The organism is Ruminococcus difficilis (assembly GCF_016680995.1).
Window position 1 is genome coordinate 1 of the sequence record NZ_JAEQMG010000188.1, and the last position, 19,864, is coordinate 19,864.

23 protein-coding genes, 3 tRNA genes and 1 riboswitch are annotated in these 19,864 nt (G+C 50.5%); of the genes, 19 read left to right on the forward strand and 7 right to left on the reverse strand.

Annotation, left to right across the window (positions count from 1 at the left end; all coding sequences use genetic code 11):
• From JKK62_RS16545 to JKK62_RS16580, 8 genes are all read left to right on the forward strand, one after another.
• The coding region (locus JKK62_RS16545) for an ABC-F family ATP-binding cassette domain-containing protein (RefSeq protein ID WP_201428892.1) at positions 1 to 1,018 on the forward strand (1,018 nt) is incomplete at its 5' end.
• Between the two features lie 57 nt (positions 1,019 to 1,075).
• Positions 1,076 to 1,152 (forward strand) — tRNA-Arg (locus JKK62_RS16550).
• A 491-nt stretch (positions 1,153 to 1,643) separates the two neighbouring features.
• Positions 1,644 to 1,979 carry a hypothetical protein gene (locus JKK62_RS16555; protein WP_201428893.1) on the forward strand — a complete coding sequence of 112 codons (336 nt, stop codon included), beginning with the start codon at positions 1,644 to 1,646 and terminating at the stop codon, positions 1,977 to 1,979.
• 72 nt (positions 1,980 to 2,051) lie between these two features.
• A complete protein-coding gene (locus JKK62_RS16560) occupies positions 2,052 to 2,852 on the forward strand; it encodes a prolipoprotein diacylglyceryl transferase (RefSeq protein ID WP_201428894.1) in 801 nt (266 codons plus the stop codon).
• A gap of 81 nt (positions 2,853 to 2,933) precedes the next feature.
• The gene (locus tag JKK62_RS16565; protein WP_201428895.1) at positions 2,934 to 3,479 is read left to right on the forward strand and encodes a DUF6106 family protein; all 546 of its coding nucleotides are present in this window, start codon (positions 2,934 to 2,936) and stop codon (positions 3,477 to 3,479) included.
• Position 3,480: 1 nt separating this feature from the next.
• On the forward strand, positions 3,481 to 4,356 hold the full coding sequence (locus JKK62_RS16570) for an NAD(P)H-hydrate dehydratase (protein ID WP_201428896.1): 876 nt from the start codon (positions 3,481 to 3,483) through the stop codon (positions 4,354 to 4,356).
• A gap of 39 nt (positions 4,357 to 4,395) precedes the next feature.
• The gene (locus tag JKK62_RS16575; RefSeq protein WP_201428897.1) at positions 4,396 to 4,881 is read left to right on the forward strand and encodes a hypothetical protein; all 486 of its coding nucleotides are present in this window, start codon (positions 4,396 to 4,398) and stop codon (positions 4,879 to 4,881) included.
• 118 nt (positions 4,882 to 4,999) lie between these two features.
• Positions 5,000 to 5,347: a type II toxin-antitoxin system PemK/MazF family toxin gene (locus JKK62_RS16580; protein WP_201428898.1), complete on the forward strand. Its 348-nt coding sequence runs from the start codon at positions 5,000 to 5,002 to the stop codon at positions 5,345 to 5,347.
• A gap of 42 nt (positions 5,348 to 5,389) precedes the next feature.
• Here the strand turns inward: JKK62_RS16580 and metK are convergent, their stop codons facing one another.
• Entirely contained in the window at positions 5,390 to 6,574 is a 1,185-nt protein-coding gene (gene metK, locus JKK62_RS16585; protein WP_207752219.1) for a methionine adenosyltransferase, read from the reverse strand.
• Between the two features lie 53 nt (positions 6,575 to 6,627).
• Positions 6,628 to 6,724, reverse strand: a riboswitch (SAM riboswitch).
• A gap of 125 nt (positions 6,725 to 6,849) precedes the next feature.
• Here metK and JKK62_RS16590 point away from each other — a divergent pair.
• Positions 6,850 to 7,179 carry a cupin domain-containing protein gene (locus tag JKK62_RS16590; RefSeq protein ID WP_201428899.1) on the forward strand — a complete coding sequence of 110 codons (330 nt, stop codon included), beginning with the start codon at positions 6,850 to 6,852 and terminating at the stop codon, positions 7,177 to 7,179.
• A 35-nt stretch (positions 7,180 to 7,214) separates the two neighbouring features.
• On the opposite strand, the gene JKK62_RS16595 is transcribed toward JKK62_RS16590, so the two are convergent.
• Both JKK62_RS16595 and JKK62_RS16600 read right to left on the reverse strand, forming a co-directional pair.
• On the reverse strand, positions 7,215 to 7,814 hold the full coding sequence (locus JKK62_RS16595) for a 4'-phosphopantetheinyl transferase family protein (RefSeq protein WP_201428900.1): 600 nt from the start codon (positions 7,812 to 7,814) through the stop codon (positions 7,215 to 7,217).
• Positions 7,815 to 7,838: 24 nt separating this feature from the next.
• Complete coding sequence (locus tag JKK62_RS16600) at positions 7,839 to 8,081, reverse strand: AbrB/MazE/SpoVT family DNA-binding domain-containing protein (protein WP_201428901.1); 243 nt, start codon at positions 8,079 to 8,081, stop codon at positions 7,839 to 7,841.
• A 145-nt stretch (positions 8,082 to 8,226) separates the two neighbouring features.
• On the opposite strand from JKK62_RS16600, the gene JKK62_RS16605 reads away from it, so the two are divergent.
• The 9 genes from JKK62_RS16605 (at position 8,227) to JKK62_RS16645 (ending at position 16,591) form a co-directional block, all read left to right on the forward strand.
• Complete coding sequence (locus JKK62_RS16605; RefSeq protein WP_201428902.1) at positions 8,227 to 8,811, forward strand: nucleoside recognition domain-containing protein; 585 nt, start codon at positions 8,227 to 8,229, stop codon at positions 8,809 to 8,811.
• A gap of 1 nt (position 8,812) precedes the next feature.
• On the forward strand, positions 8,813 to 9,322 hold the full coding sequence (locus tag JKK62_RS16610; RefSeq protein WP_201428903.1) for a spore maturation protein: 510 nt from the start codon (positions 8,813 to 8,815) through the stop codon (positions 9,320 to 9,322).
• A 325-nt stretch (positions 9,323 to 9,647) separates the two neighbouring features.
• Complete coding sequence (locus JKK62_RS16615) at positions 9,648 to 10,226, forward strand: DUF6512 family protein (protein ID WP_201428904.1); 579 nt, start codon at positions 9,648 to 9,650, stop codon at positions 10,224 to 10,226.
• A gap of 80 nt (positions 10,227 to 10,306) precedes the next feature.
• Positions 10,307 to 11,056: a 23S rRNA (guanosine(2251)-2'-O)-methyltransferase RlmB gene (rlmB, locus tag JKK62_RS16620; protein WP_201428905.1), complete on the forward strand. Its 750-nt coding sequence runs from the start codon at positions 10,307 to 10,309 to the stop codon at positions 11,054 to 11,056.
• A gap of 18 nt (positions 11,057 to 11,074) precedes the next feature.
• Positions 11,075 to 13,738: an HAD family hydrolase gene (locus JKK62_RS16625; protein ID WP_201428906.1), complete on the forward strand. Its 2,664-nt coding sequence runs from the start codon at positions 11,075 to 11,077 to the stop codon at positions 13,736 to 13,738.
• Positions 13,739 to 13,755: 17 nt separating this feature from the next.
• The gene (gene rpe, locus JKK62_RS16630; protein WP_201428907.1) at positions 13,756 to 14,400 is read left to right on the forward strand and encodes a ribulose-phosphate 3-epimerase; all 645 of its coding nucleotides are present in this window, start codon (positions 13,756 to 13,758) and stop codon (positions 14,398 to 14,400) included.
• Positions 14,401 to 14,411: 11 nt separating this feature from the next.
• Complete coding sequence (locus tag JKK62_RS16635; protein ID WP_201428908.1) at positions 14,412 to 14,894, forward strand: hypothetical protein; 483 nt, start codon at positions 14,412 to 14,414, stop codon at positions 14,892 to 14,894.
• A complete protein-coding gene (locus JKK62_RS16640; protein WP_201428909.1) occupies positions 14,887 to 16,056 on the forward strand; it encodes a DUF6765 family protein in 1,170 nt (389 codons plus the stop codon). Before JKK62_RS16635 ends, JKK62_RS16640 begins: the two co-directional genes overlap by 8 nt.
• Positions 16,049 to 16,591, forward strand: a complete 543-nt coding sequence (locus JKK62_RS16645; protein ID WP_201428910.1) for a DUF308 domain-containing protein — start codon at positions 16,049 to 16,051, stop codon at positions 16,589 to 16,591. Before JKK62_RS16640 ends, JKK62_RS16645 begins: the two co-directional genes overlap by 8 nt.
• Before the next feature lie 44 nt (positions 16,592 to 16,635).
• Here JKK62_RS16645 and JKK62_RS16650 read toward each other — a convergent pair whose 3' ends face one another.
• Positions 16,636 to 17,418, reverse strand: a complete 783-nt coding sequence (locus JKK62_RS16650) for a response regulator (protein ID WP_201428911.1) — start codon at positions 17,416 to 17,418, stop codon at positions 16,636 to 16,638.
• Positions 17,415 to 19,277, reverse strand: a complete 1,863-nt coding sequence (locus JKK62_RS16655) for a sensor histidine kinase (protein ID WP_201428912.1) — start codon at positions 19,275 to 19,277, stop codon at positions 17,415 to 17,417. The genes JKK62_RS16650 and JKK62_RS16655 overlap by 4 nt, the downstream gene beginning before the upstream one ends.
• Positions 19,278 to 19,413: 136 nt before the next feature.
• Between JKK62_RS16655 and JKK62_RS16660 the strand changes: the two genes are divergently transcribed.
• Positions 19,414 to 19,674 carry a hypothetical protein gene (locus JKK62_RS16660; RefSeq protein ID WP_201428913.1) on the forward strand — a complete coding sequence of 87 codons (261 nt, stop codon included), beginning with the start codon at positions 19,414 to 19,416 and terminating at the stop codon, positions 19,672 to 19,674.
• On the opposite strand, the gene JKK62_RS16665 is transcribed toward JKK62_RS16660, so the two are convergent.
• Positions 19,663 to 19,738 (reverse strand) — tRNA-Gly (locus tag JKK62_RS16665). The two genes, JKK62_RS16660 and JKK62_RS16665, sit on opposite strands and share 12 nt — an antisense overlap.
• 7 nt (positions 19,739 to 19,745) lie before the next feature.
• A tRNA-Phe gene (locus JKK62_RS16670) sits at positions 19,746 to 19,821 on the reverse strand.
• Positions 19,822 to 19,864 lie beyond the last annotated feature (43 nt).

The window sequence follows — 19,864 nt, forward strand, 5'->3', positions numbered from 1 at the left end:
GGAAGCTGACCGCATCAAGGCGCAGCTAGTCACGCCCGAAAGCGAGCTCGAGACAATGCGGATGCGCTTTGAGCCTAAATTCGAGAGCGGAAACGACGTACTGATCTGCCGCAATCTCGCGAAATCCTTCGGAGAAAAACACCTGTTCAGCGACGTCAACATACATATCCGCAAGGGCGAGCGTGTGTTTATTCTCGGCGCGAACGGCTGCGGAAAAACGACTCTTTTCCGCATTCTCAACGGAAGAATGCCGCAGGACAGAGGTGAATTCGACCTCGGCGCTAATGTTATGACGGGTTATTTCGATCAGCTGCAGCAAAATCTCGACCTCAATAAAACCGCTATCGACGAGGTATGGGACAGGTTCCCGAACATGACGCAGACAGAGGTTCGCTCCGCGCTCGCTTCATTCCTGTTCAAGGGTGACGAGGTTTTCAAGCCGCTGTCAAAGATGAGCGGCGGCGAAAGAGCGAGGATATCTCTGCTGAAGCTGATGCTCCAGGGCAGCAACTTTCTCCTGCTCGACGAGCCGACAAACCACCTCGACGCTTCTTCACGAGAGGAGCTGGAGAAAACACTCGACGAATACAACGGCACGCTGCTGATAATCAGCCACGACCGCTATTTTATCAATAAGCTCGCCGACAGGGTTCTTGTTCTCACACAAAACGGAATGAAGGAATACCTCGGAAACTACGACTATTACCTCGAGAGGATAAAGTCTGCAAAAGAAAGTGAAGCCGCTCAAAAGGCAGCCGACAAAAAGGAAAAGCCGCAGAATGAGTATTTTCTCAACAAACAGCGTCAAAGCGAGGAGAGAAAGCGCCTGACAAAACTGCGCAAGACCGAGGAGGAAATCGAGAGCCTTGAAGAAAGGATCAATGAAATCCAGAATAAGCTCAGTGACAGCGAGGTTACAACAGACTATGAAAAGCTGATCGAGCTTACTAATGAGCTGGAGGAATTGCAGGCGAAGCAGGAAGGTCTTTACGAAATCTGGGAAGAATTGTCGGAGTGATTGACTAATTTCTCAAAATGTTGTATAATAAAAAAAGCGCGGAAATCCGCGCAATATCCGCCCGTGGCGCAGCTGGATAACGCAACGGATTCCGATTCCGGAGATCGGGGGTTCAAATCCCTTCGGGCGGGCCAAAATTTATGGGGTACCCAAAGGTACCCCATAAATTTTTGTCCGCTAAGTATCCGAAGGGATTTGAACGGGCGTTAAGAAAACAGTCCTGCGGACTGTTTTTAGCCCGACGAGCAGATGATACTTTTGACCAAAACACACCGCATAAGGCGAGATGGAACTTTTCGGAATATGGAACATACTTCGGGCGGCTAACTATCCGAAGGGATTTGAACGGGCGTTAAGAAAACAGTCCTGCGGACTGTTTTTAGCCCGAATATTTGTATCATATGAAAATACAATATACGAACCTGTCATTTTCTCTGCAAAAAGACATAAAAATACATATTTCCATTTTAGGCAATATAAAAACTGTGTTTAATTGACAAGTTACAATTTTGTAAATATACAACAAAAAAATAGAACAATACTTGACATTAAAAATTAAATATCATATAATCATTTTAGCAGTTAAAATTGCTGCATAATAAAATCTTTTCAGGAGGATATAACAATGAAAACAGGCAATAAGGTACTTGGTATCGTAGCTATCGTTCTCGGCGCCTTCGCGATTGTAACATTCTATGTTCCCATCTTCAACATAGTTTCTCTCATCGCTGCTATCGTCGGTCTGATTCTTGCGATCCTTTCCAAGAAGAGCTTCAAGGAAGCAGGACAGACATCACCCGTTCCCACCGTTGGTCTTGTTCTTTCCATCGTAGGTCTTGCACTTGCGTTCATCGGCTTCCTCACCTGCACCGTTTGCACCGCTTGTGTTGCTTCCGATCCCAGCGTTCAGAAGGCAATCGAGAGCGCTGCTCAGAGCGCTGCTTCCGCTGCTGCTCAATAAGCAAAATAAAACTTATAAACAATCTACAGTCAGCCTGTGGCTGGCTGTATTGTTTTATTAAGGAGTTATCGAATGTTTCCTTCTTTTCACATCTTCGGCTGGGAGGTCGGCACCTACGGAATTATGGTCGTGCTCGGCGCTGTCGCCTGCACCTTTGTGGGCAACAACCTTATCAAGCGCTTCGGCCGCGACATCTACGACTTCCTGCTGATCCTTCTCTCGATCGGCGCGGGCATATTCATCGGCGCGCATATCGTCTACGGTATCACCCACCTCGATCTCATCATCAAGGCGTTTCAGAATATCGGCGAGCTCTGGTTCGACAAGTTCAGAGACGTTATGATATACGCGATCGGCGGCATGGTGTTCTACGGCGGCTTTCTCGGCGGCATCGCGGCAATCGGAGTTTACTGCAAATTTGACAAGAAAATCAAGGCGCGGAACCTGCTCGACATATACGCAGTGCTCACTCCCCTGTTTCACGTTTTCGGCAGAATCGGCTGCTTTCTCGGCGGCTGCTGCTACGGAATTGAATCTCCGTTCGGCTTCACCGTTCACGGCAATACAATAAACCCTGATATAAACGACGTCAACCGCCTTCCGGTTCAGCTCTTTGAATCGGCGCTGAACCTGCTGATTTTCCTGTTCATTCTCTATCTGTTCAAGAAATCAATTATGACGGACAAGCTGATTTTCGTTTATATGCTCGTCTATCCCGTCGCGCGTTTCACGCTTGAGTTTTTCAGAGGCGACGAGATCCGCGGCTTCCTCTTCGGGCTGTCGACCTCGCAGTGGATAAGCATTCTGCTTTTTGTTACCGCGATAATCGGCCTTACAATCTGTCGTTTCAGAAAAAAGCCTGTCACTGAGTAATCAGTGCGGGCTTTTCTCTTGCAAAAAAAATTATTATGTGATATCATATATTAGTTAATATGAATAAAAAGGAGCTTTGATATGGAAGGCTTTAACGAACAGGTTGTCAAAAGAGTAAACAAGGCTAAACAGCAGGTTATCAAAATCATTTCTGTCGTCGTGCTGATCATGATTCCGTTTATCGGCGCGGGTCTGGCGATTATGACGCATATCCAGTACATCTTTATGATCAGCATTTTTCTTTTCATGGGCGGCATCTACGGAGTCTGGTATGTTTTCTCGCAGCAGAAGGTAGAGTATGAGTATTCAGTCGCGGGCAATGACCTCGACATCTCCAAAATCATCGCGCTCAGAAAACGCAAGCCTATCTGCAGAGTGCCGATCAACGAGATCACCGAGCTGACAAAGGACGAGAAGGTCATTGACAAAATGCGCTTCACAAAAACCTTTGTCGCCGCGCGCGACATCGACTCGAAGGACGAGAACTATTTCGCTGCGTTCAACAGCCCCGCTTTCGGAAAGTGTCTGCTTATCTTCACACCGAACGAGAGCATTCTCGAGGGCATGAAATCACACCTCGACAAGAAGCTCGTCATCAGACTCTTCTACCGGAAGAATAAATACTGATATGGAACTGACGGATAAAAACACTTTCAGGCGCGCGATCCCGAACCGTCCCGACGATGCCAACAAGGGAACTATAGGCACTCTGCTCAGTATCTGCGGCTGCTACGGTATGGCAGGTGCCGCAATGCTCGAGGCAAAGGCTGCTCTCAGAACGGGAATCGGACTGCATAAATGCGCTCTGCCGAAAAGCATCTATCCTATCGTCGCCATGAAAATCCCGGAGAGCGTATATTTACCGCTTGACGAAACACCCGACGGAAAGCTCAGCGCAGACTGCATTGACAAGCTGCTCGAGGAAGCGAAGCGTTGCAGCGCTGTTGTTATCGGCTGCGGACTGTCGGTGTGCAATGATACAAAGCAGATTGTTAATTCTTTTATAGAATATTGTGGGAATCCGGTGCTGCTTGACGCGGACGCGCTCAACTGCATTGCCGACGACCCCGAAATTCTGAAAAAGGCAAAGGCAGATATCGTCATTACCCCTCACCCCGGGGAATTCGCTAGGCTGATAAAGTCAACGCCCGCCGAGGTAAACGCCGACAGAGAAAACCTCGCGGCACGATTTGCCGAAAGATACGGTGTAACTACCGTTCTGAAGGGCGCCGGTACCGTGATAGCGTCACCCAAAGGCAGGGTTCTTGTTAACCACACCGGAAACAGCGGCATGGCGACAGGCGGAAGCGGAGACGTTCTCGCGGGTATCGCGGGCGCGCTGCTCGCTCAGGGTGCAAAGCCGTTTGACGCGGCAGCGGCGGCGGTATATCTTCACGGACTTGCGGGCGACATCGCGGCTGAAAAGCTGGGAAAAATCTCTATGCTCCCGTCGGACATGATCGAATGCATTTCCGAGGCGCTCAGGGCTTGCTCGGTGTCATGATAAAAAAATACGGACATATAATGCACAAGGAGGTGTCTTATGACAAAATCTTTGAAAGCATTATGTGTCCTTTTTTTCGCGCTGATTATGCTCCCGGGCTGCGCCGGCGCGAAGCACGCACAGCTCGTGACGGATTTCACAGCCGACTTCAATGCCGATTACCGTGGACAAAAGCTGAGCGGCAGCCTTACATACAACCGTCAGGGCAGAATGAATCTTCACCTAAGCTCTCCCGAAACGCTCAATGGCTTGTCGGTCGGCTACAGCGACGGCGAGCTGCATCTGAGCAAGGACGGACTGCAGTGCACCGCAGACGAAGCGTACCTGCCCTCTCCCTCGCTGCCCGCGGAGCTTAAAAACGTCCTCGACGCTATTTGCCGCGAACAGGAAAACGGACGGCTGAGTCTGTCTGACGGTAAGGCGGAAATCGGCAGCTGGGAGCTTGTTTCCGACGAGAAAGGGTATCTTGTTTCGCTTGAAAACAGCAGCGGCAAAATTGAATTTGAGGACGCAGCCGCACTTTAAAACCGCACACATTTCACGCCGTAAAATAATATGTAATAACTGAATAAAGCAAAACCCGGCTGTCAAAAATAAAAATACAAGCCGGGAACGGCAAAAAATTTTTGGAGCGTGAAAAGCCTTGAATATACGTCGCGGAGATATCTATTACGCGGATCTAAGCCCCGTGGTCGGCTCGGAACAGGGCGGTATCCGTCCCGTACTGATCGTGCAGAACAACGTCGGGAATCGTTTCAGCCCCACCGTGATCGCGGCGGCTATCACCAGCCAGCAGTCCAAAGCAAAGCTGCCGACACACATACCGCTGCACGCAGATACATCGGGTCTGTCAAAGGACAGCGTCGTGCTGCTCGAGCAGGTGCGAACCATCGACAAACGCAGGCTTAAAGAAAAAATGGGCACCGTCGACGCGCGTTCGATGAACGCCATTGACAATGCCATATCGATCTCTTTCGGCTTGCAGGGATAAATTTACAGGGAAACGGAGAGTCCGTTTCCCTGCTTTTTGTTTTTATGCGTTGAGCGCCTTGAGCAACGCCTCTGTTTTGTCTGTCTTTTCCCAGCTTACGCCCAGATCCTCACGTCCGATGTGACCGTACGCCGCCAAGGGTCTGTACTTTGTCTCGGTGAGGTTGAGCTGGCGGATAATAGAATTGGGACGGCAGTCAAATACCTTGCCGACCGCCTCGCTGATAGCGTCGTCGCTGAACTCCGAGGTGCCGAAGGTGTCGATCATAATGGACACGGGCTTTGCTACGCCGATAGCGTAAGCGAGCTGAACCTCGCAGCGTTTTGCGATCTTCGCGGCGACGATGTTCTTTGCGATATAACGCGCGTAGTACGCCGCACTGCGGTCAACCTTTGTCGGATCCTTGCCGCTGAAAGCGCCGCCGCCGTGACGTGAGAAGCCGCCGTAGGTGTCGACGATGATCTTTCTGCCTGTAAGACCCGCGTCGCCGACAGGACCGCCGATAACGAATCTGCCTGTGGGGTTTACGAAGATCTTTGTCTCGGAATCGAGGAGAACCTCGGGGATTACGGGCTTGATAACGTACTTGATCATATCCTCACGGATCTGCTCGGTGGTAACGTCATCGTCGTGCTGGGTCGAAACAACGACAGTGTCGACTCTGACCGCCTTGTCGCCGTCGTACTCAACAGTGACCTGAGTCTTGCCGTCGGGACGGAGATATGAAAGCGTGCCGTTCTTTCTGACCTCGGTGAGCTTTTTCGCGAGCTTATGCGCAAGAGAAATTGGAAGCGGCATGAGCTCCTCTGTCTCGTCGCAGGCATAGCCGAACATGATGCCCTGATCGCCCGCGCCGATCTGATTGTCGGCGTCGTCCTCGCCGTCGCGCAGCTCATAGCTCTCGTTGACGCCCATTGCGATATCGGGTGACTGAGCGTCCATTGATACGAGCACTGCACAGCCGCTGCCGTCAAAGCCGTACTCTGGGTTGTCGTAGCCGATTTCCCTGATAACGTCGCGCGCTACGGCGGCGATATCCACCTTCGCGGTGGTTGAGATCTCGCCCATGATATGTACAACGCCTGTGGTAACGGTGGTTTCACAGGCTACGTGAGCATTCTTGTCCTGCTCCAGGATTTTATCGAGCACCGCGTCTGAAACGCAGTCGCACACCTTGTCGGGATGTCCTTCTGTTACGGACTCCGAAGAAAACAATCTCTTTGCCATTTTAATCACTCCAGTAAAAAAATAAGCGCCCTTCTTCCGAAAGGCGCACAATAAACTCATCTTTCGGTAAAACCGCAGGATTTGGCACCTTGCCTTATGGCAGGTTGCCGGACTTCACAGGGCCTGTCCCTCCGTCACTCTTGATAAGGTTTTATTCAACTGTCATTTATTATACTCCGAAGGCGGAAAAAAAGCAAGAGTTTTTTTATTTTTCGTTGATATGCGGCAAGGAATGTGATAAAATGATTGCAAATTATGAAAAATGGAGTGTTGATATGATTTTTGATATTAAAAACGAGAAAAGCGAGAATATCCCGAACTTCAAGGGCGGAGAGAAATTCTTCACGGCGAAGATGCACTACGACGGTCTGAACCGCTTTCTGCACGGTACCCTCGTACCCGGAGCGACGATTGGCGAGCATTTGCACGACACCAACAGCGAGATCATCTACTTTCTCAGCGGCAAAGGCACCGTTCTCTACGACGGAGAAAAGCTCGCGGTCGAGGCAGGTCAGTGCCATTACTGCCCGAAGGGTCACTCGCACAGTCTGATCAACGACAGCGATGAGGACTTAGTGTTCTTCGCTGTAGTTCCGAATCAATAAAACCACAAAACGACTGCCACACGACAGCCGTTTTTTTATAATTGTCTTAAATCAACGAACTCAATATCCATCTCAAAGTCCGTATCCGCCGCGCACGCGGAAATCACATAGTCGGCAAACACAACGGTTCTTAGATAATACTTCCTGTTGCCGTCAACAAAGGAAACTCCGCTCACGTCGACAGATTTTGCGGGACGGTGAAAGCCCTCGCCCATACATTTGAGCAGGGCTTCTTTTTTTGTCCAGAGCTTAAAGAACTCGCCCGTTTTATCGCGGGCTTGTTTAATAAGGCGCAGCTCGTTCTCCGTGAAAACGATCCTGCCCATCTTCTCATAGCTGACGTGCTCCGGGCGTTCTATATCGCAGCCGACCTCTCCCTCACCGACAGCCAGAAGTATCCATTCGCCGCTGTGCGAGAGGTTGAAAGCCGTGCCGTCAGACGCGACAGGCTTGCCGTAGCCGTTATCGGTGATAGCGGTGTCGCCTAAAAAATGCCACAGCAATACACCGCCCGCGATACAGCGTTTTTTATCATCGGGCATTTTGTATTTTTCTGCCTTCATGAGCCGCTCATAGGTGAGCAAATCCCTGTGACGAGGCAGAACATCTGAAATATTTGACAAATAAAGCTTCATAATTACGCACCGTCACCTATATATTTAGGATAGAGCGCGAAGGCGTTCAAGGCAGCCTGCGCAGACGGTCTTACCCTCAAATTCGCGCAGATCGTCCTCGCCGTTGCAGAAAATACATTTCTTCTCCGCCTTCTTAATAATAATGCTTTCGCCCTCTGTGTTGATTTGCAGAACGTCCCCGGGTTCGATTCCCAGATGCTTTCGGATATCCTTGGAGATCACGATTCTGCCGAGCTTGTCAATTTCTCTGAAATTAGTAAAAATCATAATGTCTCTCCGTTTAATATCAATTTTACAATTATCCTGCTTTTAGCTTTATTCTACCATAAATTGGCATTTTTGTCAATTATCGACATCAATGTCAATGTTCTTTTATTGCGGATAACATAGTAACAACTTGTATGGTGATGATATGCTCAATTACATCTGGAGCGCGATCGTGCTCCTGAGCGTTGTGTGCTCAATCTTTCTCGGCAAAGGCGAAAACCTGAGCGCTGCGATCGTTGACAGCGGCGCTCAGACGGTACAGCTCCTGCTCACCCTCGCAGGTGTGATAACACTGTGGTCGGGAATAATGAAAATCGCCGAGGAAAGCGGTCTGACAGCCATTTTCGCCAAGATATTCTCTCCGCTGCTCCGTCCGCTCTTTCCAAATCTAGACAAGGAAAGCGACGCCTTCGGCAGTATTACGATGAATATTACCGCCAACCTGCTCGGGCTCGGAAATACGGCTACTCCCCTCGGTCTGAAGGCTATGCACGAACTGAATGAACTCAACGGCAGCAGCGACACCGCGAGCGACGAGATGATAGTCTTTGTCGTGATGAACACCGCCTCGCTGCAGCTTTTGCCCACAATGCTCGGCTCTCTGCGGCAAACCTATGGCAGCAACGCGCCGTTTGAGATACTTGTACCCGTATGGCTGAGCTCTGCCTGCGCGCTCTCTGTCGCGCTCATGATAGCTGTCGGGCTTAACAAGAGAAAAAGGAGATTGTAAGATGGAGCTTGCTATGCCGATATTCGCCTGCGTGATAGTACTGTTCGGACTGATACGGCGCGTGCCCGTCTTTGACATATTCATGGTTGGAGCGAAAGAAGGAATACGGACACTCTATAATATCGCGCCGACGATCATCGGACTGATGTTCGCGGTCAGCCTCTTGAAATCAAGCGGTGCGGTAGACGTTATTTGCTCTGCGATATCTCCGATTGCGCAAAGGCTCGGATTTCCACCCGAGATAGTGCCGATGGCTATGCTGCGTCCCGTATCCGGAAGCGGAGCGACCGCTCTGCTGCTCAGTGTCTTTGAGGACTGCGGCACGGACAGCTTTGCGGGCAGGGTCGCCTCTGTGCTCGCAGGCTCTAGCGAAACGACTTTTTACGCGACGGCAATGTACTTCGGCTCGGTTCATATCAAAAACACACGACACACCCTGCCTGCGGCTCTCGCAGCCGATTTTACCGCGCTGGTGATGAGCGTAGTGACTGTGCGGCTGTTTTTTTATTAAAACAGAACTGTAATTTGTTTTGACTTCAAACGCCATTGACAGAAGTTTATGACTATTTGTAATTGCAGGCGAGCCGTATTTTCACAAAATATTTTATGTGGAATTGTAAGAAAACCCTTGACTTTTGAATAATCGCTTCGTATTCAGCGGTTTTAAAACCTTCAAAAGCGGTATGTTTACACATTTTCCACAGAGTTATCCACATTTAATTGAAAAACAAGAATTATACGGTCTGTATATCTTCCGAAACAGAATTATTTTGAGCCGCTTTTAATTCTAAAATAATATAATACAATATTGTCATAAGTGTTACGAGGTGTCAAAAATGAACCCTGAACGCGCTAAATACCTGAAAGAAATGGAAATTGGCGGAATTTTGTTCTGTTCGCTGTACGCGATCCTCGCGGGAAAGCTGTACGAGCTCAGCGGAAAAGGACTTATCGGTGTGCTCTTCGGCTCCGTAAACAACAGCCCGTGGGAGTGCATAAAGCCGCTTCTGCTCTCGTATCTGCTCTGGGGTATCCTCGAAGCGCTCAGTCTGCAGCCGTCGCTTCACCGCCTCGCCGCTGTTAAAACCTCCGCGCTGTATCTGCTAACCACTACCCTACTGGCAGGGTCGCTTGTGCTGCGCTTATTCGGGCTCGAAACCGACAGCGCCGCATTTACGGCTATGTGTCTGATATCACTCTGCATCTGTACGGCGGTATCGCTGCGGCTGTTTTACTCAGAGCTTGAGCTGAAACGTTTTTTCGCGCCGTGCGTATTTTTATTGTTCCTCTTTCTCGCCTGTTATTTCAGCCTGACGCCGTTTCCGCTCAAAAATATCATCTTTATGGACAGCAAAACAGGGCTTTACGGACTGATTCCCGAATATTTCGACATGGGAGCCTATTATCTGTCGTAATTTTTTTCAAAAACCCTATGTTTTTTCCGAAATCTGTGATATAATATTAAAATGTATAATTATGTGACAAGAGGATTCATATGAACGAAAAACAAAATGATGTAAAAACCGACGTTATTTCCGGCAGAAATCCCGTGAGCGAGGCCATTCGCGGCAGCCGCCCGATCGATAAGATACTCATTGCGAAGGGCGAAAAAAACGGCGCTGTTGTGGCGATTCTCGCCAAGGCTAAAGCAAAGCAGATCCCGATCAAGGAGGTCGACCGCGTAAAGCTCGACTATCTCAGCGGCGGCTCAACCCATCAGGGTATCATCGCCTTTGCAGCCGTCAAGGATTACTGCACTGTTGACGATATTTTCAAAACAGCCGAAGAGAGAAATGAAGCTCCGTTTATCCTCGTGCTCGACGAGCTTGAGGATCCGCACAACCTCGGCGCGATCATCCGCACAGCCGAATGCGCGGGCGTTCACGGCGTAATAGTCCCCAAACGCAGAAGCGCAGGGCTTAGCTACACCGTCGGCAAGGCGAGCGCGGGCGCTGTTGAATACATGAACGTGGCGAGAGTCACCAATATCGCGAACACGCTCGACGAGCTGAAAGAACGCGGTGTTTGGGTTTTCGGCGCCGATATGAACGGAACCGACTACGAAAAGTGCGATTTCTCGGGAGCCTGCGCTATTGTCATCGGCAATGAAGGCAAGGGCATCTCAAGGCTTGTCAGAGAAAAATGTGATGTGATAGTTTCCCTGCCCATGAAGGGCAAGATAAACTCCCTCAACGCATCGGTTGCCGCAGGCATTCTGATGTATGAGGCTATGAAAGACAGATAAGGAAAGGATGTGAAAGCCTTGTCAGATTTCAATAAGGACGCGGAGAAGCAGGAACAGCTTCTTAAGGAACTCGAGATCGAGAATATCCTCGCGGAGACCCATGAGATGGCTGACCGCGAAAAAATGAAGCGCACCGCTCAGAAATACCGCGTTAAACCCAAGGTTGCGGATATTTTCAGCAACGCTGACATGAAGCCGCGTCTGACAAACGCTAACCCGCTTGACCTCGACAAGGAAGAAGCCGACGACAACACTATCGTCGGAGATAAAAACGCCGCTACGATGCAGGCAGAGCTGATCATGGACGGCGCCGAGGAAAAGGTGCAGACTCCCGAGGAAGCCGAGCGTGAGGCGAAAGAAAAGGCTGAACGCGAGGCGGCCGAAAAAGCTGCCAAGGAACCCGGAAAAATCGTCACACTTACTCCCGAATACGCCGAGGATACGAGGTTCTCGGGTGAGGTGCTCAGCACCGCCGACGCGTTCCGTGAAAGCCCCGTGATCGAAAACATTACTTCTATCGACATAGAGGTTCCCGACGGTGAGAACGGTAAGAACGGTGAGAACGGCGAAAAGGAACAGCCTGCCGAAACCGCCGCACCCGAAAAAGCCGAGCCGGAAGCTGCAGAAGCTCCCGAAAAGCCCGAAAAGCCGCTCGAGAGGGTCGTGGCGAAGGTACCGATTTACCGTCCCGAGGATCCGAAGGATATGCTCAACATCAAGGCAGGCCGCTTCTCCGAGGTTGTGACCACCGAGTACGAGGAGTATATCCGCTCAAAGAACCCCTCGGTCATCACGCACGTTATCCGTCCCGAGCCGAAGCCCGAGGTCGAGGAGGAAGAAAAGGAAGAGGACGAGCGTTCAACCAAGGAGAAGATTCTCTCGGCAGTTGTCGGCTTCTTCTCAAAGGACGAGTCCGATGACGATGATATCCCTCAGGAAAAATCCAAAACCATTGAGGACTACACCGGCGAGGACGACGAGAAGAGTATTCTCTTCGAGCTAAACCACAATATCCGCAAGCTGTTCTCGCGCACGCTTATCATGGGCATTGTAACGCTGCTGTCCTTCATTCTGACCGTAGTTACGAGAATCTTCCCCGACGCTATAATCTCCGCCGTACCCGTCGCTCCAGCGGCATACGCGGTATTCAACTTCCTGCTCGTTGGCTTCTCGGTATTTGTGAACAGAGTCGCTATCATGAGCGGTCTGACTCCGCTGCTGAGGTTCAAGGGCAATTCCGACACCGCAGTTGCCGTTGCAGGCGTCGCGGCGGTATTGCAGACGATCGCATCGTTCTTCATGCTCGGCGACATGACCGTTTTCAGCGTCAATTACTACTGCGTCGTCGTGCTGCTCGCATTTTTCACGAACAATCTGGGCAAGCTGATCATGGTGCTCCGCGTCAAGGACAACTTCCGCTTCGTTTCCTCAAAGGGACAGAAGTACGCCGCGAAGATATACAACAACGAATACGTCGCAGGCAAGATGCTCAGCGGCACCGCTGCCGACAGAGCTCTTATCGCCTATCAGCACAAGACAGGCTTCCCTGCCAATTTCCTTAAAATTTCCTACGCGCCCGACCCGAGCGAGGATCTCGCGTCAAAGCTCGCGCCTATCACCTCGGTCATCGCGGTCGTAATAGCGCTGTTCTACGGAGTGGTCAAGCTCTCCTTCGGCGGCGCGATAAACACTCTCGCTCTTATCACGGCGCTCGCTATCCCCGTTTCAACCCTTCTCGCGGTCAATTTCCCCGTAAGAAGGCTGTGCAAGAACCTGCTCGGCTACGGCGCGATGCTCTCGGGCTATCCGTCAATCAAGCAGTTCTGTGACAGCACCGCGATTATGCTCGACGCAAACGAGCTCTTCCCCACCGACTGCATCGAGCTTGAGGGCATCAAGACATACGAGGAATACAACGTCGACGAGTCCCTGCTATGCGGTATCGCGGTTCTCAAGGAAGCGCAGAATCCGCTCGCGAACGCCTTTGACTCCGTTATCTCCGAAACAGGCGAAAGCCTTCCCGAGGTTGAGTCCGTGCTCTACGAGGACGAGCTCGGTCTTGTCGGCTGGATCAACGGCGAACGCATTCTCGTCGGTTCGCGCAACCTGATGGACAAATACAGCGTTGAAACCCCGACTCCCGAATACGAGGAACGCTACACCTCAAAGGGCAGACAGATCACATATATCTCGCGCGCAGGCAGGCTGGTCGCTATGGTCGTCACAAACTACCACGCCGATCAGGAGCTCCAGGCAGAACTGCAGCGCGCCGAGGCAAACGGCATCAGCTTCCTTATCCGCACCACCGACTATAACATCACCGACGACCTCGTGGCAAAGCTCTACGGTCTGTTCTACCGCAGCATCAAGGTGCTGCCTACAGGCTTGGGTCATGTGCTCAAGGAAGCACAGACAACCATCGAGGAAACCTCGCGCTCATACCTAATCACGGGCGGCAAGGCTGCTTCCCTCGCGAGAGCCGTTTCGGGCAGCGTTAAAATCAAAAGCAACATTTCGCTTGCAATCATGATTCAGCTAATCGCGATTGTACTCGGTATTCTCATCGCCTCTGTCCTCTCGCTGTACGCAAATATCGGCGTTATGGGTTCGCTCGAGGTGCTGATTTATGCGGTATTCTGGGGCGTCGCCGCAATCGCCGCGCCCGCTATCCAGAAGCCGTAACGAAGGGAGATATTATTATGCTGATTGCTCCGTCGCTGTTATCCTGCGACTTTTCAAAAATGGGTGAGGAAATCGCGCGCATGGACAAGGCAGGCGCGGACTGGATGCACCTCGACGTTATGGACGGTCATTTTGTCCCGAACCTCACCTTCGGCGCTCCCATAATGAAATGGGTTCGTCCCTTCTCGGACAAGCCCTTTGACGTTCATCTGATGATAAGCGATCCGCTGCGGTATATCGACGACTTCGCCGACGCGGGCGCGGACATCATCACCTTCCACATCGAAAGCGATTCCGATATCGACAAGACTATCGACAAAATCAAAAGCCGCGGAATCAAGGCAGGCTTGGTGCTCAAGCCCAAAACACCTGCCGAGGCGGTATTCCCCTACCTCGACAGGCTCGATTTGGTGCTTGTCATGACGGTCGAGCCCGGCTTCGGCGGACAGAGCTTTATGGCTGACATGATGCCTAAGGTGGAGGCTATCAAGGCTGAAATCAACAGACGCGGCTTAAATGTTCTGATCGAAGCCGACGGCGGCATAGGCGACGCAACCATCGCCGAGGTCGCAAGGGCTGGCGTTGACGTCTCCGTCGCGGGCACCGCTGTTTTCAAAGCAGAAAATCCCTCTCAAGCCATCAAAAGGCTTGCTGCATATTAAGGAGAGTTGGCATGGACGCAACCATAAGACGCCTGCAAAACAATCTTATTACGCTTGGCACCGGCACGATCGCGTTTGGCATCTGGACGGTCATCAAATACTTTCTTCTCTGCACGGTCGACATTCCGAATATCATTGACTCAACCGGTCAAATTCCCGATGACATCTACAGGATCGCATTTTTTATTATCGTTATGACTGTCGCGATTTTTGACTTCATTCTGCGCTGCGTCATAGGTTTTTCCGCGCGGTCTGAGGGCCGCGGCAAAAAGAAGGGCTGGTTTTATCTGATCACCGCCATAATCACAATCCTTCTGTACGTGTTTGGCGTGATCACCGAGATAACCGCTATGTTCAGCGCAACCGAAGGACTGCTGAATAAGATCATTACGCTCCTTATCGATACGACTTCTATCGTGCTGATTATTGAGATCATTATTTCGAGCATAAAGCTTAAAAAGCTGCTCAGGGTTCGCGGAGGTGCGCATGAATAAGGATTTTCACTGCTACGCCACATACTGTGCGGCTATTCTCGCGGGCTACTCGCATGAGGAAAGCGCGGTCATCGGATACAGCTCACAGATGGTCGACCTATGCACCAGAACAATGCTCTCAAAGCTGCACGCTCCTCAGTCGGCTGCCACCACTCAGCTGCAGCTCGAGCTGATGGACGCGCGGACAGATATCATCGGCTTGCAGGACATCACAAGGATCTGGGCGTCGTTCCACTTCCTGCCGGGCGATCTGTACGCTCAGCCAAAGCAGAAATGCTCAAAGAAATACCTTAACAAATACAGGCTTATCTGCAACCCGAACAGCGAGCTGATCGAGAAAACCGTCAGCCTCGCCAAAGGCAAAAGCGAGCAGGCGGCAGGTATCGCGATGCACGTTCTCGCAGACACATGGGCTCACAGGTACTTCGCGGGCACGCCGTCGCTCGTTATAAACAATATAAACTACCACTGCTTTGAGCTGGTTCAGAGTGAGAACGGCGAAGTGGAACGAAAGGTGAACTTCCGCCACAATCCTTCCGCGCCCGACGACCCCGAACACAGCGCGTATACAAACACCGTTTACTACAACAACGAAAACTCTATCATGAGTCTCGGTCACGGACGCGCGGGACATCTGCCCGATTACTGCTTTGTGAAGTACAAGTATCTCCCCGCATGGAAGCAGTATGAGGAGATCGTCAAGGATAATCCCGCCGATTATCTCAACGCGTTCTGTCAGATGATCTACGCGCTCAAATTCCTGCGCGGAGTTAATCCCTCGTTCGAGCGAGGCAAATACGATACCGAGGCGGCAGAGCCTATTATGGACGATATCCGGCGTATTCTGCACACCGTTCAGCTCGACTCTACAGATGACTGGCGTGAGCTCGGCAGGAAGCTGTCGGGTCACTCGCTCGAGGAAATCGACGTCGATAAAATCGAGAAGGAATACCTTGACGCGGACGACGACAAAAAGGACGACACCTTCCTCGGCAAATTCATCATCGGCGCACTCGCGCAGAAAAGCATGGTGACCAACCAGATCTTCCAGTCGGGCAACAAGCTCGCGGGCTACTCCATCGAGTACAGCAGCAAGGGCTTCAAGGGAATCCGCGATTTCCGCAAGCTGCTGAACAGGAAGGAGAGTGCAAAAAATGAGTAAATTTCAACGTGTCAAAAGCTTTCTGGCTGGAGTCGCACTTCTCCTGCTCATACTGATCCTGCTTGCCGTACCCGAAAGCGGCTTAAGCATTGTCGCTCTGATTCTCTCTCTCTCTCTGGTTTTCTACGGCTTCCGAATGCTGTGGTACTACGCGAAAATGGCGCGTCACACGGTCGGGGGAAAAACCTTCCTGTACCAAAGCATCATCGTGCTGGATTTCGCACTGTTTACATTCAGTCTGATTCGAATATCGACAGTTTGGATCATGATATACCTGATGGGCGTTTTCGCGTTCTCGGGCGCTATAGATATTCTCCGCGCGCTTGAAGCTAAGAAAAACGGCGCTCCATCGTGGAAGCTGAAGTTCATCAGCGGCTGTATCAGCGTTGCGGCTACGATCGCGCTGTTCATCATCGGGATCATATTCCGCGAACAAACTATTCTGGTCTACGGCTACTGCATCAACCTCGGTTACGCCGCCGTTATGAGATTTGTAAACGCGTTCAGACGAACCGCTATTGTTTATATCCAATAAAAAATCACCGTTCTTCCCTGTCAGAGAAGAACGGTGTTATTCTTTTAAAAATCATTGAAAAGGAAATCCGCCCAGTAGTACTGGCTCATGTATTCGTTCGCGTAGGCGTTGACAGCGCCCGCGTCAAGCTCGGCAAAGCGGTAGTAGTCGCAGTCGAGTGTGCTGACGTTTACGGACAGGTTGTTGTAGCTCTTGTTTATCGCCTTCTCCGCTCCGACCTTCTTGAGGCTCTTCATCATGGCGGAAATAAGGATTTGCAGATACGCCTGCTGCTTCTTGTCATATGGCTCGTCCTCAAACAGAGCAGCGGCGATCTCCTTTATCGTACACGAACTGCCGTGGCGGTGCACAAGATAGGCGAAGATCTCCTTTGAACGGCTGCGCTCAAAGTGGACGGGCGTGCCGTCGGGAGTGAATACGTCAAAGTTGCCGAAGCACTGAACCTTCAAGAGCGCGTTGTCCTTCGGTACGATCGGGAATCGCAAATCGGAAAGCTCTCGCGCAACGTCCTCGGCGGTTACGGGCTTCATGATATAGCCGCTCGCGTGAAGCTGCATTGCCGCGCCCGTGTACTCGCTGTAGCCCGTGACGAAGATTATATTCATCTTCGGGTTAACCGCCTTGAGCTCCTTCGCAAGCTCAACTCCGTTCATTCCTCTCATATGTATATCGAGAAACGCGATATCACAGCCGTTTGTTTTTGCCTCGTTGAGCAGGTCGGTCTGCTTCGAAAACGCCGTAATATCCGCGTCGGGCTCGGCTTCCCTTACTGCCATTTCGAGCATCTGAAGCATCAGAGGCTCGTCGTCTACACACAATATTCTCATTTATTATTCTCCTTTGGAATTATAACTCTGGCGACTGTTCCCTCGCCTATAACGCTTGTAATCTCAACATCGGCGTTGCACATATCTTTCAAGCGCCTGCGAGTGTTTTCCATGCCGACGTGCGAGCGTCCGTCGTTCTTTTTGGCTTCGGTATCAAAGCCCACGCCGTCGTCGGATATAATGACCTCATACGCCTTGTCAGTTTCGCGAGTGGCGATTGTAACGGTGCCGCCGTCCTCCTTCATTCCGACTCCGTGCTTGACTGCGTTCTCAACAAGCGGCTGGATCGACAAAAGCGGCAGCTCAAAATCGGTGCACTGAATGTCGTAGGCAATGTTCAGCTTGTCGGCAAAACGCAGCTTTTCTATATACAGATACTTTTCGAGGTGGTCAAGCTCCCTCTCAAACGGCACAGGCAACGTCTGCTTGAGCGAATCCATATTGCCGCGGAGATACTTTGTAAAGGTGATCGTCGCCTTCTGAGCGGTGTCGGGGTCGAGCTTGCAAAGCATAGCGATACTCGACAGCGAATTGTAAAGGAAATGCGGCTGGATCTGGCTGACCATGATCGAAACCTTCGCCTCGTACAGCTCCTTCTGCATCTGCTGGTAACGGATAGCTTCCTTATACTGCTTCTTCAGATCGCGAATCAGACGGATTATCTGGTAAAGCATTGTTATCGCGCTTCCGAAGATGTAGAAGTGAATATCAGTAAAGCTGAAACAGCGGTTAAGCACGTCTAGAATAATCGACAGCGTAAGCGGCGTCCATGAGGCGAGAATGAATACAGCCTGCTTGTTGTTCCGAGCCTCGATAATCAGAAGCACGGTTATTATTATCGTACAAACCGCGGTAAAGATGTAAATATTCGGAGTTGAGCCGTAGAGGTCGACAAATCCCGCGAAATGACTGATAACAGCGGCTATCACCATTAAAAGATAGAAAGTAACCGTTACCGTTGCGATTATTCGCGTTACCGACCGCTCGAGATTCGCCCTCAGATAGAAAAACACGGATATGATAAAGAAATAATTCAGCAGTATCTCGAACATCATACAGACGGTGCTGTCGATTATCCACAGGTTCATGTATTCACTGATGCTCTGAGCTATCATATACAAGCCCCAGAACAGGCAGAGTACGCCGAAGGTCAGGTATTTATAATTGATTTTGCCGAGAATGAAGCCCGCGATTGGAAACAGGAACACACCGAAAAAGCACACCAGAACAAACAACAAAAGCGACGGCAGAGAATCAAAAAAGAATTGCAGGTAACTGCCGTTAGCAAAGCTCAGAGTGACCTCGAGCGTGTCCGAAAGATTGGTTCGTGAAATCGGGTACGGGTTATCGAGCTCCAAAACCAATTCGGTATCCATAGTCACGCCCATTTCCTTCAGATAATCCATATCAATAGTCTGAACATAGTAGCCGGGTGTGTCAGGATAAAACATTTCGAGTGAGTAATAGATCGGATAATGCTCCTTGAAGTACTCCTTATCAAGAAACGGGTCGTCAGGATCGTCGGCACTCTGCGTATAGACATTATAAACACTTTCAAGATATTCATCTTTATCTCTGTAAACATGTTCGACGAGAGGTGTTCCGTCGGCGGTTTTCAGGGTGTACCAGATGTTTTTGGTTGAAATATTGATATTCGTGAAGAACTCAAGCTCGGGTAGCAATTTTCCTTTAAATACAACCTTATGAAAGCCGTGGTTGACAATCGGCGTGTCAGGGTCGATCGGCGTCCATTCTCCGTCGTCAACAGAATAAGAGCCGTCGAGAAATACTGACTTTTTATCGAAAAAATCAAACCTGTAATAGTTTATCGCGCCGAGGACGATGAGTCCGATAAGCATTATTAATACAAGAGAAAGAGAGATAATTGTCCACCGTTTGCTTTTGAGAGCCTTACGCATTGAGTTCACCTGATTTCCGTGTGCGTGTCGCTTAGTGATATTATATTAATTTTATCAATTTAACGGATAAATGTCAATGAAAACGAAGGCGCAAAATACATTGTCCTCTCTTGTTGAAAAATTAAAAGAGAGCACCTTTGGTGCTCTCTGCTTTATCCGATATGCTTCATCTCGCCTGCGTGGTTCAGTGCGCACGGAGAACTTTCATCTGCTCTCTCGCGATTCGCCTGCGGGGCTTCCCGCCGCTCGCCTTCGAACCCCGTCATCTTCTTGCTTGTTTACTGAATTGAAAAAAGAGAGTACCTTTGGTACTCTCTTTTTTCAATGGAGCGGATGACGGGGCTCGAACCCGCTACCTCCACCTTGGCAAGGTGGCGCTCTACCAGATGAGCTACATCCGCATATTTATGGTGCCTCCGGACGGAATCGAACCATCGACACGGGGATTTTCAGTCCCCTGCTCTACCAACTGAGCTACAGAGGCAAATTTGGCGACCCGGAACGGGCTCGAACCGTCGACCTCTAGC

Coding starts and splice junctions, on each gene's coding strand:
- JKK62_RS16555 (WP_201428893.1), top strand. CDS start 1,644: ATGAAAACAGGCAATAAGGTACTTGGTATCGTAGCTATCGTTCTCGGC.
- JKK62_RS16560 (WP_201428894.1), top strand. CDS start 2,052: ATGTTTCCTTCTTTTCACATCTTCGGCTGGGAGGTCGGCACCTACGGA.
- JKK62_RS16565 (WP_201428895.1), top strand. CDS start 2,934: ATGGAAGGCTTTAACGAACAGGTTGTCAAAAGAGTAAACAAGGCTAAA.
- JKK62_RS16570 (WP_201428896.1), top strand. CDS start 3,481: ATGGAACTGACGGATAAAAACACTTTCAGGCGCGCGATCCCGAACCGT.
- JKK62_RS16575 (WP_201428897.1), top strand. CDS start 4,396: ATGACAAAATCTTTGAAAGCATTATGTGTCCTTTTTTTCGCGCTGATT.
- metK (WP_207752219.1), bottom strand. CDS start 6,574: ATGGCAAAGAGATTGTTTTCTTCGGAGTCCGTAACAGAAGGACATCCC.
- JKK62_RS16590 (WP_201428899.1), top strand. CDS start 6,850: ATGATTTTTGATATTAAAAACGAGAAAAGCGAGAATATCCCGAACTTC.
- JKK62_RS16595 (WP_201428900.1), bottom strand. CDS start 7,814: ATGAAGCTTTATTTGTCAAATATTTCAGATGTTCTGCCTCGTCACAGG.
- JKK62_RS16600 (WP_201428901.1), bottom strand. CDS start 8,081: ATGATTTTTACTAATTTCAGAGAAATTGACAAGCTCGGCAGAATCGTG.
- JKK62_RS16605 (WP_201428902.1), top strand. CDS start 8,227: ATGCTCAATTACATCTGGAGCGCGATCGTGCTCCTGAGCGTTGTGTGC.
- JKK62_RS16610 (WP_201428903.1), top strand. CDS start 8,813: ATGGAGCTTGCTATGCCGATATTCGCCTGCGTGATAGTACTGTTCGGA.
- JKK62_RS16615 (WP_201428904.1), top strand. CDS start 9,648: ATGAACCCTGAACGCGCTAAATACCTGAAAGAAATGGAAATTGGCGGA.
- rlmB (WP_201428905.1), top strand. CDS start 10,307: ATGAACGAAAAACAAAATGATGTAAAAACCGACGTTATTTCCGGCAGA.
- rpe (WP_201428907.1), top strand. CDS start 13,756: ATGCTGATTGCTCCGTCGCTGTTATCCTGCGACTTTTCAAAAATGGGT.
- JKK62_RS16635 (WP_201428908.1), top strand. CDS start 14,412: ATGGACGCAACCATAAGACGCCTGCAAAACAATCTTATTACGCTTGGC.
- JKK62_RS16640 (WP_201428909.1), top strand. CDS start 14,887: ATGAATAAGGATTTTCACTGCTACGCCACATACTGTGCGGCTATTCTC.
- JKK62_RS16645 (WP_201428910.1), top strand. CDS start 16,049: ATGAGTAAATTTCAACGTGTCAAAAGCTTTCTGGCTGGAGTCGCACTT.
- JKK62_RS16650 (WP_201428911.1), bottom strand. CDS start 17,418: ATGAGAATATTGTGTGTAGACGACGAGCCTCTGATGCTTCAGATGCTC.
- JKK62_RS16655 (WP_201428912.1), bottom strand. CDS start 19,277: ATGCTTATCGGACTCATCGTCCTCGGCGCGATAAACTATTACAGGTTT.
- JKK62_RS16660 (WP_201428913.1), top strand. CDS start 19,414: ATGAAAACGAAGGCGCAAAATACATTGTCCTCTCTTGTTGAAAAATTA.